The sequence below is a fragment of the Bartonella sp. OC16QHHD genome (genome assembly GCF_042194035.1).
In the GTDB taxonomy this organism is placed as follows: Bacteria; Pseudomonadota; Alphaproteobacteria; order Rhizobiales; family Rhizobiaceae; genus Bartonella.
The window spans coordinates 1-12,188 of sequence record NZ_JBHIMJ010000066.1 but is presented as its reverse complement, the minus strand read 5'-3'; the positions used below and the strand labels follow the sequence as shown (position 1 = coordinate 12,188).

The window sequence follows — 12,188 nt, the reverse complement described above, 5'->3', positions numbered from 1 at the left end:
AAGCAGATTTTAATTCGCCATGTTGCAGAGCCCGGAACACAACGTTTGTTGTTGCAAAAACATGATATTGATGTTGCTCGTAATTTGACACCTGAAGATCTTGCAGATCTGCAAAAAACAACAGATGTTAAAGTTGAAAGAGTGTTAGTGCCAACTATGATGTACTGGGGATTCAATACGACGAATCCTATTTTTGCTAAGGAAAAAGTGCGCTTGGCGATGCGTTATCTCATAGATTATGAAGGTCTTGGCAAGAAGCTTCTCAAAGGGATTGGTGTTCCACGGGCCAGTTTTATTCCTCTTGGCAACTTTGGGGCTTTAGATGAAAAAGAAGGGCAGCCCTTTAAGCTTGATATTCAAAAAGCCAAGCAGCTTTTAACAGAGGCTGGTTATCCGAATGGATTTGCGGCAAATTTTCTCGTGTCAAACACTCCTTATACTTTGTTACTTGCTCAGTCACTCCAAGATAGTGCTGCACAGGCGGGCGTGCGTCTTAAAATTGAACGTGTAGCAGGTACACAGTTATTTTCAAAAGTGGATGCTCGAGCTTTTGATACGGCTTTTATCGGATGGAATAATGATTCTGCCGATCCTCATACAATGGCTTCACGTCTTATTTTCAATCCAGATAATCGTTTTGAGGCTAGAAATACAGCCTATCCTAGTTGGAAGCATGGGTATTTTGATGCTAAGATGAATCAAAAAGTTGAAGAAGCGTTGTTTCAAAAAGATCCGCAAAAACGGGCGCAAATATATGCTGATTTACAACGTGAACTTATGCAAAAAGGACCTTATGCGTTTATTTACCAGCAATATAGCGTTATAGCGATGACACCGGATGTCAAAAAATGGGTTTGGAATAGTGCACCGCGTATTTTTTATAGTAAAATTGAAAAATAAAAGTGTCTTTTCGTGTTGTCAAAGGTAAAAATAGCTTGATCATAATTGCATGATGAAAATATTTTTTCATATAAAAGTCCTTCAGTTTTTTAAAGGATGAAACTGTGGGGGATATTTGTGCTGTATATGATGGAGGTCGTTTATTAAGGAGGGATGAATATAGAAAGTTATATTGGGGAGGATCTTTGTTTATGGTTATAGATTCTCTGCATCCCGAATATAGACTAATGTATAAGAAAATTATTTTATAGATGCTTAGTTTGATTAAATGAAATTGATGTCTAATGCTATGCTATTTAAGCAAAATCACAATCACTTTGTGTGAAAAGGTAGAAGAATACAAAAGGAAGAGATAAAATGGGAAAACAAAGAATATTGAAAAAATTTTCTATTTTATTAAGCTCAATCGTTTTTTTTAATGGGGCTGTAACATCGGCATTCAGTGCCTCATCTAAAGATATATTGGTAATGGCATGGAATATTGATTCAATTAGTAGTTTTGATCCAGCGCAAACTGTTGAGGTTGTGACGAGTGAGTTATTGACGAATATTTGCAGCGCGTTAGTGCAATATGATGAACACGATCCTACAAAACTTCGCCCTGCTATGGCAAAATCTTGGGACGTTTTAGACAATGGCAAAAGAATAGTCTTTCATCTTCGTGATGATTTAAAGTTTAATGATGGAAGGATGGCTACAGCGCAAGATCTGGTATGGTCGATGCGACGGATTATTAAATTAGGATTAAGCTATGCTCAATCTTTAATGGATTATGGGTTTACCAAAAACAATATTGAAACAAATATTCAGGCTCTTGATGATAAGACTTTACAATTAAAATTAGATAAACCCTATCCTATTCAGCTCATATTGACTGTTATTGGACAATCTTATGCTTCTGCTTTGCTTGATCGGAAAACAATTGAAGCACAGAGTATTAACGGTGATATGGGGAATAAATATTTAGCAACACATACAGCTTGTGTTGGACCTTATAAATTGGTGAGCTGGTCTCCAGGAGATAAAGTTGTGTTAGAGGCGACACAACATTATTGGGGCGAAGTGCCTAAAATTAAGCAGATTGTTGTGCAGCATGTAGCGGATTCATCAAGTCAAAGACTTCTTTTGGAAAAAGGTGATGTGGATATAGTGCGTGATCTTTCTTCAGAGGATATTTTAGATCTTGAAAAAAAGGGAGGACCAGTCAAAATTAGTCGTGTTTTGCGTCCGCAGATTATTTACTTATCGTTAAATAATAAGAATGCAATTTTTGCGAATGAAAAGGTCAGATTGGCACTTCGTTATTTGGTTGATTATGAAGGTCTTGGAAAAACTGTTTTGAAAGGGATTGCTATTCCACGGGCAACTTATATGTCTTTAGGTGTTCCAGGTGCTTTAGATGAAAAAGAAGGTTTGCCTTTTCAGTTGGATTTGAAAAAAGCAAAACAACTGATTACTGAAGCTGGTTATCCTAATGGGTTTAAAGCTAATCTTTTAGTTGGAAGCCTTAGTTATATGTCGTCTGTTGCACAGTCTATTCAAGCCAATGCACGCAAAATTGGTGTTGAGCTTACAATTGAAAAAATGGCACAAAATCAATTGTTGAGCCGTGTACGTGGTGGAAATTATGATACTGCTATTATGGGGTGGGGGAGTGCCGATCCTGATGGACATCCTGCTTCATTAAATCACGTGTTTAACCCTGATCCAACATTTACAAAAAAGCACAATATGTATTTAGCTTGGCGCGCTGGGTATTATGATGAAAATATTAATAACATGGTGATGGATGCTTTGTTTGAGAAAGACCCCAATAAGCGTATCATGCAATATCGTACTTTACAGCATTATGTGCTAGAGCATGGTCCTATGGTTTATTTATTTCAGACATATTATACCGTTGGTATGGGACCTGATGTCAAAAAATGGATTTGGAACAGTTATAGACTTTATTACAATGAAGCAGAAAAATAAAAAGAAGCATGTTATAGAAAATGATTGTAGAACATGCTTAATAAGAGATTGTTTTGTTATATAAAAAAGTATTTGCTTTATGTTTTGTCGCTACAGAGGGGATTTTTATAATGGTTTTGCCACTTTCAGAGACTGAAAGAGCTGTATCAGAAAAGCAGAAAAAATTATTTTTATGGGATTTTTTATGCAAAGGATTGAAACTTCTTATTTCAGTTTTTATCACATTGCTTGGGTTGGTGACGATCACTTTTTTTCTTGGTCATCTTCTTCCTCTAGATCCGGTTCTGTCTATTCTTGGTGATAATATTAGTCAGGAAGCTTATGATGCAATGTATTATAAGCTGGGTCTTGATAAGCCGTTGATTGTCCAATATTGGAAGTATCTTCATAATGTATTTTTGTTTGACTTTGGAGATGCTTTAACTTCTGGGCGACCTGTTCTAGCCGATATTATGCGTGTATTTCCTGCAACATTAGAGCTTGCAACCGTTGCTATTGTTATTGGCACAAGTCTTGGAATTCCATTTGGTGTTTTTGCAGCAATGTATCGCGATTCATTTATTGATTATGTTGTCCGTGTTTTTACACTTGTAAGTTATTCTACTCCAACATTTTGGCTCGGATTAATGGCGTTGTTAATATTTTACGCCAAACTTGGCTGGGTTGGTGGCCCAGGACGACTTGATTTTCTTTATGAATATTCTTTTGAACCAAAAACAGGATTTTTCCTTTGGGATACTGCAAGCCAAGGACAATGGGAGGCTTTTGGTAATGTTTTTAGTCACGTTATTATGCCTGCTTTGATCTTGGCTTTCGGTGCTATGGCTTATATTAGCCGTATGACTCGTGGGTTTATGATTGAGCAGCTTAATCAGGAATATATCATTACTGCACGTGTAAAGGGATTATCGTGGGCGCGAACCGTTTGGGGGCATGCCTTTCGAAATGCTGCTGTTCAAATTATTACCGTTGTTGCACTTTCTTATGCTTTTTTATTAGAAGGGGCTGTTTTAACGGAGACAGTTTTTGCTTGGCCTGGTTTTGGACATTACTTGACAAATGCTCTTTTAGCCGGAGATATGAATGCAGTTGTAGGATGTACTTTACTTGTAGGATTTATCTTTGTCGCCATTAATTTATTTTCTGATTTGCTTTATCGCATTTTTGATCCAAGGACACGTTGAATATGACAGTAAGTAATCATCATAAATCGCAATCATCATCTTCTTTGGGTAGTTGGTTAAACGATCCTGTTCCAAACTCCATAATTCAAGCGAACATACAAAGAATTTATCACGCACTGGCTAAGTTTTTTCATAACTTTTCGGCTGTATTCGGTCTGCTTATTATTTGTATTATTATCATATGTGCATTTTTTGCTCCTTGGATTGCTACGCATGATTTTCTTAGCAATGATCTAGGGCATCGGTTGCAGCCACCCTCTATGGCGCATTATTTTGGAACAGATGAATTGGGACGTGATATTTTTAGTCGCCTTGTTTTTGGTTCCCGTATTACTCTTTATGTTGTTTTTCTTACAACAGTTATTGTAGGTCCAATAGGGCTTATTGTTGGAACTGTATCTGGTTATATGGGCGGATGGGTTGATACTGTGCTCATGCGCATTGTCGATATTTTTCTTGCTTTTCCAGGTTTGATTTTAGCTCTTGCATTTTCAGCCGCATTGGGACCAGGGATTGAAAATGCTTCTATTGCAATTTCAATTGCAGCATGGCCACCAATTGCACGTTTAGCACGTGCTGAGACTTTGACAATACGTTCTTCTGATTATGTTTCTGTAGTTCGCCTGCAAGGGGCCTCTGCTTGGCGAATTATTTTGTTTCATGTTGCGCCCATGTGTATTCCTTCAGTGATTGTACGATTAACTTTGGATATGTCTGGAATTATTTTAACGGCTGCTGGTCTTGGTTTTTTAGGGTTGGGAGCTCAACTTCCAAGTCCTGAATGGGGTGCGATGCTTTCTTCAGGGCGAGAATTTATGATGACAAATTGGTGGTTGGCGGCAATACCAGGCTGTGCAATATTATTTGCAAGTCTTGCTTTCAATCTTTTAGGTGATGGTCTTCGTGATGTATTGGATCCACGCAATGGGTAATAAATTATTAGAAGTAGAAGATTTACGTATTTCTTTTCCTACAACGCGCGGCATTTCAGAAGTTGTGCGTGGCGTTAGTTTTTCTGTTGGAAAAGAAAAAATTGGAATTGTTGGTGAATCCGGATCTGGAAAATCGATGACTGGGCGCGCAATACTAAGGTTGAGTCCAAAAGCAGCCATTGTTAAAGCTAAAAAAATGCGCTTTGAGGATGTTGATTTATTGGCCGCAAGTGAACCTCAGATGCGAAAAATCCGTGGGAAACGTATTTCAATGATTTTACAGGACCCCAAATATTCACTTAATCCATTAATACGGATCGGGGAACAGATTATGGAGGCTTACCGTATTCATTATCGTGTTTCAAAAGCTGAAGCGAGGGAGCGCACCATATCTATGTTAGAATCTGTTCATATTCGTGATCCTGAACATGTGATGCGTCTCTTTCCTCATGAAATATCTGGGGGGATGGGGCAGCGCGTGATGATTGCAATGATGCTCATTCCAAAACCTGATTTAATTATTGCCGATGAGCCAACATCTGCACTTGATATTACGGTCAGACGACAAGTTTTATCTGTATTAGATGAACTTGTGACAAAATCTGGAACGGGACTTATTTTCATTAGTCATGATTTAAATATGATTGCTGATTTTTGTGATCGTATTTTGGTGATGTATGCGGGCCGTGTGTTAGAAGAGTTGCCTGCTTCTGATTTGTCTCACGCTTGTCATCCTTATACAAAGGCGTTGCTCGCGAGTTTGCCACGGCTTGATAATCCAGTTGATATTTTGGCTGTTCCTGAGCGTGATCCTGATTGGTTGTATAATCCTACGATTGTTAATGGCGTTGAGGAGGTTCCTCATGACAAATTGTGAGAATATTATTGATGTTTCTAATTTATCTGTAACTTTTGGGCACAGGCATAAGGCAGTAACAGTTGTTAAAAATGTTAATTTTCATATTAAGCGTGGTGAAGCTTATGGTTTGATTGGTGAATCCGGATGTGGAAAGTCAACTATTTTGAATACATTGGTGGGGCTTATTCCAGATTATAGTGGAAAGTTTCTTTTTGCTGGACAAGAAGTTGAAAAGAAAAGAAGTAAGGATTTTTTACGCTGTATTCAAATGGTTTTTCAAGATCCTTATGCTTCGCTGCATCCAAGAAAAATGGTCCATACGGTTCTTTCTGAATCGCTCAAAATCCATGGAATGGATAATCAAAGAGAGCGGGTGGAGGATGCTTTAGATTCCGTTGGTTTAGATTCTTCATTTCTTTATCGTTATCCTCATGAGTTGTCTGGAGGGCAGCGTCAGCGTATTGCTCTTGCACGTACTTTAATTATTGAGCCAGAGGTGTTGTTGCTTGATGAGCCAACATCTGCATTGGATGTGTCGGTACAGGCTGAAATTTTAAACTTGTTGAAATCACTGCGCGTGAGAAAAAAGCTTACTTATTTGATGGTGTCCCATGATCTTGCTGTTGTTGCACATATTTGTGAACGTGTTGGAATTATGCATAAAGGGATTATTCTTGAAGAGCTTAGCAATGATGAATTGCGTAATCTACATGCGCAACACGATTATACAAAGGAGTTTTTTGAAGCAAGTATAGAGCCTATTGTCCATAGAGAGCAAAGAGCATGATCAATTTTACAAAAGAGAAAATGCAATTTTATTTGTTTTGAAGTTTCTGGAGATGTTTGACGGCATTGTTAAGAGGGAAGGGGATAATAGGATTTTTTCAGTATGAATTTTCTGGGCAGTGTTTGAGCTGTAATATTTTAAATCCTATTAGAACTTCCATTTTGAAATATATGAGTGACTTATAACATATCCCTTTGTTTGATATTATTGCATTATTTTTTACTTATCATTTTATGTTCAAAAGTTTTATTTTGGGATTTTAAGCATTAAATTTGTGAGAAATAACAAAAGATAGTAATGTTGTATTTTCTAGAAAAGCTTCTCATTATTTTACAATATCATTTTGTTTTTGGTTGTTCTCTTTTTTACAGTTTTATTCTTTATAAAAAGAATTTTTTGTAAAAAACATCCAATGGTCAATGACTGTCTTCAAATATTTCGCTGTTCTCTATTTAAAAAAGCGCTTAAAAACAGCTTATAATAAACCAAAAAGGCAGCAATATGCTGCCTTTTTGTTAAATTGAATAGGCTGTTTTTTACAGTCTTGATTTAAAACTGATAGAGTATTCCTCCTGAAAAGCTTGCACCACTTATACCAGTTTTTTGAAGCTTTTGTTGATAGCTGACATCACCATGAAGGGAGAGGTTAGCGGACAATTATGCACTAATACCAAGCCCACCTTCAACGGAACTTCCCAAGGGGTCACATTTATAATACTTATCAATATGGAATGTCTGATCATCACCAAAGGTTTTGATTAAGTTTAATTTTCCATAGAAAGACATAGGACGGCTGTTTTCAGTGGCAATGGTTTTTGTCAAACGTCCACCAACACGGGATTATCCATTGAGAAGGATTTTGCATCTCAATGGTCAGATTATCAGCATCTTTAATGGTATCAAACATCAAATGTTGATAGGCAAGCTGTGCCTGCGGTTCGAATGTTACGCCTTGGATACCCGTTGCAAATTGTTTGCTAACAGTTGTGGAGATCGCCAACATTTTTGCATTTTTCAATTTTGCGGTTGTACTAATGAGGGCATTGGTGATCTTTCTCTTTAGGAATCCATAGGATAAACAGCGTATCAAGATAGAAACCACTGTCACGCTGTTTACTGCCATAGGCGGTGAGTGAAATGACCATTTATTCAATATGCTCTTACTTGCTGTCTTGCATATTCTTTGGAGTGCAAAGAGAGTTGTCCATAGGTTTCTATAAGACCAAAATGTGTTGTAGATATTTTTCCCTTCTAGCGCGACAAAGTTAACAGCTCCTTGTAGAGCAGCATAACGAAGATGAGCACTGCTATAACCATATCTACTAGAAGTACTACTTATCAAAAAATAAGCTTCCTGTTTTTCCATAGGTGTATAAGAAAAAGCCATTCCGTTTGTCTTATTCTTTCCTTAAGACAAATGTCGCATATTGGTTAACAGTTGCATTTTGCTTAGCCATATTGGTCAATCCAGCATACAAGAGAGCATTGGGGCTTGATCAAATAGTTTGTATTTATGGCACGATGGTTTTTACTTTTGAGTCTCTATCAAGCAGTACTGGTTGTAAGCGAAAGTCCCAGAAGTTTTTATTTTCTCCTAAAAGGTTTTGTTCAGTATTTGTTTTACTGTGGTTTGATTTTGGTCCATAAGCTTTCAGTATATATTTATAAGGTGAACCACTTATTGTGATATAGTCCTTTGCAAGTTTGAAAGAGTTTAGATTTACTTTTCCAGAAACTTGAATGAGTGAAAGACCACGTGCACTGGTAAGAGCAGAAGCGTCTGCTTTAATATTGTTCTTTTCTAAATGTCCAGTGATGTAAACCAGTGTAGTACCTGAAACATCACCGTGAATCAGAAGATGGTCAGCTTTTTGTTTATTTATGGCAGCACGATCACTCCATTCGACGTTGAAATGAATTTCTGCTTTTCCTGTAGCATTGTAGACTTTTTTAGTATTTGGTCTGCCAGATCCTATGTGCAACGTGTGATAATGATCTTCAGTTGGCTCTTCAAAAACAATAGAGCTGTTATTGATGTTAAGGACAGAAATATCAGAACGTGCTCTTTGAGTAATATCAAGCAGTTTTTCGTTCTGGCTTTTTTTATTTGTGCTTGTTTTCAATATCCATTTCGTATTGTTTTGCAAATCAAAGACTGTTTTGAATTTTTTTCAGTGCTCACTTTGCCGTCTAAGATGGAGTGATCGGCATTTAGTATAAAAGTGAAATCATTTTTTTTCGTTGAGGCTTCGGTTACTAATAAAACATTGGCACGGATTTCTGAATTTTTGAGATTGGCTTTACCAATTGATTCATTTGCATTAATTCCAGTACCATTTTTAATGTGAAGTTTTGCATTGGTTAAATTGATTTCTGATGTTTTATTGTTCTTAGATTTTTCAAATGCTATACTTCTATCTTCTGCTGTGGCAGAAACATTTGTTACATCAATATGTCCATTATTATTTACAACAAATGCACTATTTTCGGCAATTATTGTCCCTCCATTCATTTTGATTGTGCTGCCATTTTCTGAATAAAGTCCGATCTCAGCATTTTTAATCGTTGTATGGCCATATAATTCAACTAAACTGCCAACATCTTGGCTTTCCGCATCGAATCCGTTACTATCTGCTGTTATTAGAGTAACATTCGTGGCTTTAATATGTCCACCGTTTCCGGAAAATAATGCAGTAGTTTTACCTTGTACTGTTCCTCCCGTTATGGTGATGGTGGATTTTGAGTCTTTTGCATAGAGCCCACTGTCATCAGATAATGTAATTTGAGCATTGTCAGTTAAAGTAATAGTGCTGCCGTTTATGGCAGATACTGCTGCACCTTTTGCGTTAAATGATCCTCCAGAAACTGTTATTTGAGAACCATTATCTGAAATTATGCTATTGATTGCTTGCGGAACGGTTACATTTTCTAAAGTAATGGCACTTCTTCTTGCAATTATTGCATTGATTAGTAGTGCATTATCCTTACGATTTAATATCGTTACATCTTTCAGTTTGTTATTGCTCTTGTTTTTTAATAAGTGAATGCCTGCTTCGGAAGCAGTAATGGTTCCTCCGATCATTTTGATTGTGCTATCGTTTTGCGCATCAATTCCGATTTTAACGTCACTGATCGTTGTATTTCCAAGCAATTCAATCACACTGTTAGAGCCAGAGGCAGCTGCACCAGCAGCTACACCACGGCCATTATTAGTTGCTTTTAAAGCAACATTTGTAACCGTAATATGGCCACCTATGTCTGCTTCTAAGGCTGTATATTTTCCTGTCACGTTTCCTGTTGTCATCGTAATTGTGGATTTTGAGTCTTGTGCATAGAGGACTGCTTCATCATGTGACGTAATTTGAGCATTGTCCGTTAAGGTGATGCTGCTACCATTTTGAGCACATATTGTTGCATAGCTTGAATCAAATGATCCTCCAGAGATTGTTATGTTAGAACGATTATTTGCAATTACGCTGTTGCCTGTTTGAGTCACTTTTACATTTTTTAAAGTGAGAGCACTTTTTTTCTCTAGAAGAATTCCTTTGCCTGATTTTTTATCTTTACCGGTTGATATTATTACATTTTCTAGTTTACTTTCGGTGCTCTTACTGTTCACGAAGACAACACCAGTTTTAGAAGTTGTAATAGTCCCCCCAATCATTTTAATTACGCCACCGTTACTTGCCACAAGCCCAACACCAGCATTCTTAATCGTTGTATTGCCATATAAATTCAATCATACTATTAGCGCTATTGACTCCTGCGCCTATTGTAGGAACATCCGTGACCTTGATATGTCCACCGTTTTCTGCAACCAACGCCATTTTTTCTTTGATTACGCTTCCTCCCATCATTTCGATTGTGGTTTCTGAATCTGTTGCATGGAGTCCAGTGCCATGAGATGATGTAGCTTGAACATTATTGGTTAGAGTTACGCGACTGCCATTGTAAGCAGATATTGCTGCCTTTGTGGCATCAAATGATCCTCCTAATATCGTGATTTCAGATTTATTATTTGCAGTAACGCTATTCATTGCCTTAGTCACTTTTACATTTTCTAAAGTGACTTCACTGTCTTTGTCTGCAAATATTGCAAAAGTTAGTGGAGCTTTGCCTTTGCCACTTGATATTATTATATCTTTTAGCTTGTTTTCAGCATTCTTACTGTTCAAGAATTTAGCGCCAGTGTTGGAAACTGTAATAGTTCCCCCGGTCATTTTCAGTGTAGCACCATCTTTTGCTTCAAGACCGCAAAAAATGCTAGAACCAGTTCCTTTAATGGTTGTACCATCCAGTAATTCAATCGCAGTGTTAGAACCTTCAGCTGTTATAGCGTGCGCATTTGTGCCTATGTTGGTGTTTGTTTTTTGTTTCCGATTATCGTCAAATGCTTGCCGATAATTTGACCACCTTTTTTTGCGTGAATAATTTCGTAGGTTTCGTTGGAAACTTCTTTTTTACTTTCTGAAATTTCAAGATTTTTAGCTTGTGCATTAAGATTGATAGAAGAAAGTACAACTGCCACAATTGCTGTGCAGGATAGAAGAAAATTTTTAGGCATCAGTCTACTCCTTTTAAAGCCCCCAACATTCATTTTCCCGCTAACTTCATAAGCAGAAGTGAAAATAGATATTGCTTTTATTTTAATAACACAGCACTTTGATATTTTGTTTTGCTTTTTTGTCAAAATTAAAGTTGTATTTATGTTTAATTATGTAATATTAAATTTATTTCATAATGTATTTTTATATAATTATATTTTAAAAATAAGTTTTTTATTAGTGATATATATTATTTTATATCAATATTAATTTATTTTAATATTTATTGATGTATAATTAAAGAAATACAGTTATATAAAATAAATTAAAAAATATAATATAAATAAGAATAGTAGTGTTTTTAATATTGTACATTTTCAAAAAAATGAGAGATTTTATAGTTTTAAAGTTAATAAATAATAAATATTTTTGTGTGTAATTTACTTTATATTTTATATTGAGTGGAAAAAAGTGAAATTAGAGTGGATATGTGATAATTGATTGTTCTTACCTACATTATGTATCGAATGAGTTTTTGACAGCAAAAATGAGAGAAGGCTTTAATAGAGCGTTGAGGGTTCTTTGAGTGCTCAGTGTCTTCTTTGAACAAATAAAATATAAAAATATGTAGAATCCGCTGATAAGCCACAATTTCCGAAAGGCTACATACTATACAAAACTCCGTTGGATGTAGTTTGACATTAGGTTTTGTACTAAGTGGGAAGAGGTGAGATTAGTTAGAAATACGTGATAATTTATTGTTTTTATGGTTATTTTTTACCATTAAATGCGCGTTTTAATGGCATGGGGCAAGGACCATCCCGTTTTAACAAGCGCCATTATCAAAACCATTGCCGCCCTGATGGCTTTTAACATTGTTCTACGTGTGTTGCGCTTTACCATGACTGGCGCACACGTCTTGGTTTATTTTGGTGCTGATACCACCACCATCACCAAATGGAAAAACATCATTGCTGCTGCTTTTGATTTCTCTCAAACTTGGCAAAA

General features: G+C 36.4%; 12 protein-coding genes and 1 pseudogene. 7 read left to right on the top strand and 6 right to left on the bottom strand.

Annotation, left to right across the window (positions count from 1 at the left end; all coding sequences use genetic code 11):
- The 6 genes from ACFIK1_RS06910 to ACFIK1_RS06885 all read left to right on the top strand — a co-directional run.
- A partial coding sequence (locus tag ACFIK1_RS06910; RefSeq protein WP_375662422.1) for an ABC transporter substrate-binding protein occupies positions 1-900 on the top strand: 900 nt, incomplete at its 5' end.
- A gap of 357 nt (positions 901-1,257) precedes the next feature.
- Positions 1,258-2,874 carry an ABC transporter substrate-binding protein gene (locus tag ACFIK1_RS06905; RefSeq protein ID WP_375662421.1) on the top strand — a complete coding sequence of 539 codons (1,617 nt, stop codon included), beginning with the start codon at positions 1,258-1,260 and terminating at the stop codon, positions 2,872-2,874.
- Between the two features lie 110 nt (positions 2,875-2,984).
- Complete coding sequence (locus ACFIK1_RS06900; protein ID WP_375613823.1) at positions 2,985-4,058, top strand: ABC transporter permease; 1,074 nt, start codon at positions 2,985-2,987, stop codon at positions 4,056-4,058.
- A 2-nt stretch (positions 4,059-4,060) separates the two neighbouring features.
- Positions 4,061-4,990 carry an ABC transporter permease gene (locus tag ACFIK1_RS06895; protein WP_273790732.1) on the top strand — a complete coding sequence of 310 codons (930 nt, stop codon included), beginning with the start codon at positions 4,061-4,063 and terminating at the stop codon, positions 4,988-4,990.
- Positions 4,983-5,867, top strand: a complete 885-nt coding sequence (locus ACFIK1_RS06890; protein ID WP_273790733.1) for an ABC transporter ATP-binding protein — start codon at positions 4,983-4,985, stop codon at positions 5,865-5,867. Before ACFIK1_RS06895 ends, ACFIK1_RS06890 begins: the two co-directional genes overlap by 8 nt.
- Positions 5,854-6,636, top strand: coding sequence for an ABC transporter ATP-binding protein (locus ACFIK1_RS06885; protein WP_375662420.1), 783 nt, complete (start codon positions 5,854-5,856; stop codon positions 6,634-6,636). The genes ACFIK1_RS06890 and ACFIK1_RS06885 overlap by 14 nt, the downstream gene beginning before the upstream one ends.
- Positions 6,637-7,293: 657 nt before the next feature.
- On the opposite strand, the gene ACFIK1_RS06880 is transcribed toward ACFIK1_RS06885, so the two are convergent.
- The 6 genes from ACFIK1_RS06880 to ACFIK1_RS06855 form a co-directional block, all read right to left on the bottom strand.
- A complete protein-coding gene (locus ACFIK1_RS06880; protein ID WP_375662419.1) occupies positions 7,294-7,458 on the bottom strand; it encodes a hypothetical protein in 165 nt (54 codons plus the stop codon).
- Positions 7,436-8,023 carry an autotransporter outer membrane beta-barrel domain-containing protein gene (locus tag ACFIK1_RS06875; protein WP_375662418.1) on the bottom strand — a complete coding sequence of 196 codons (588 nt, stop codon included), beginning with the start codon at positions 8,021-8,023 and terminating at the stop codon, positions 7,436-7,438. The genes ACFIK1_RS06880 and ACFIK1_RS06875 overlap by 23 nt, the downstream gene beginning before the upstream one ends.
- Positions 8,024-8,147: 124 nt before the next feature.
- On the bottom strand, positions 8,148-8,759 hold the full coding sequence (locus tag ACFIK1_RS06870) for a hypothetical protein (protein WP_375662417.1): 612 nt from the start codon (positions 8,757-8,759) through the stop codon (positions 8,148-8,150).
- On the bottom strand, positions 8,756-10,327 hold the full coding sequence (locus ACFIK1_RS06865; protein WP_375662416.1) for a hypothetical protein: 1,572 nt from the start codon (positions 10,325-10,327) through the stop codon (positions 8,756-8,758). Before ACFIK1_RS06865 ends, ACFIK1_RS06870 begins: the two co-directional genes overlap by 4 nt.
- A 19-nt stretch (positions 10,328-10,346) precedes the next feature.
- Positions 10,347-10,856, bottom strand: coding sequence for a right-handed parallel beta-helix repeat-containing protein (locus ACFIK1_RS06860; RefSeq protein ID WP_375662415.1), 510 nt, complete (start codon positions 10,854-10,856; stop codon positions 10,347-10,349).
- 131 nt (positions 10,857-10,987) lie between these two features.
- The gene (locus tag ACFIK1_RS06855) at positions 10,988-11,200 is read right to left on the bottom strand and encodes a hypothetical protein (RefSeq protein ID WP_375633122.1); all 213 of its coding nucleotides are present in this window, start codon (positions 11,198-11,200) and stop codon (positions 10,988-10,990) included.
- 779 nt (positions 11,201-11,979) lie between these two features.
- Between ACFIK1_RS06855 and ACFIK1_RS06850 the strand changes: the two are divergent.
- Positions 11,980-12,188: pseudogene (locus tag ACFIK1_RS06850) on the top strand (hypothetical protein); the annotation flags it as partial.

What these genes read in the sequence shown, in the direction of transcription:
- ACFIK1_RS06890 (WP_273790733.1), top strand. Translation starts at nt 4,983, where the DNA reads ATGGGTAATAAATTATTAGAAGTAGAAGATTTACGTATTTCTTTTCCT.
- ACFIK1_RS06905 (WP_375662421.1), top strand. Translation starts at nt 1,258, where the DNA reads ATGGGAAAACAAAGAATATTGAAAAAATTTTCTATTTTATTAAGCTCA.
- ACFIK1_RS06885 (WP_375662420.1), top strand. Translation starts at nt 5,854, where the DNA reads ATGACAAATTGTGAGAATATTATTGATGTTTCTAATTTATCTGTAACT.
- ACFIK1_RS06895 (WP_273790732.1), top strand. Translation starts at nt 4,061, where the DNA reads ATGACAGTAAGTAATCATCATAAATCGCAATCATCATCTTCTTTGGGT.
- ACFIK1_RS06860 (WP_375662415.1), bottom strand. Translation starts at nt 10,856, where the DNA reads ATGACCGGGGGAACTATTACAGTTTCCAACACTGGCGCTAAATTCTTG.
- ACFIK1_RS06900 (WP_375613823.1), top strand. Translation starts at nt 2,985, where the DNA reads ATGGTTTTGCCACTTTCAGAGACTGAAAGAGCTGTATCAGAAAAGCAG.
- ACFIK1_RS06875 (WP_375662418.1), bottom strand. Translation starts at nt 8,023, where the DNA reads ATGGCTTTTTCTTATACACCTATGGAAAAACAGGAAGCTTATTTTTTG.
- ACFIK1_RS06855 (WP_375633122.1), bottom strand. Translation starts at nt 11,200, where the DNA reads ATGCCTAAAAATTTTCTTCTATCCTGCACAGCAATTGTGGCAGTTGTA.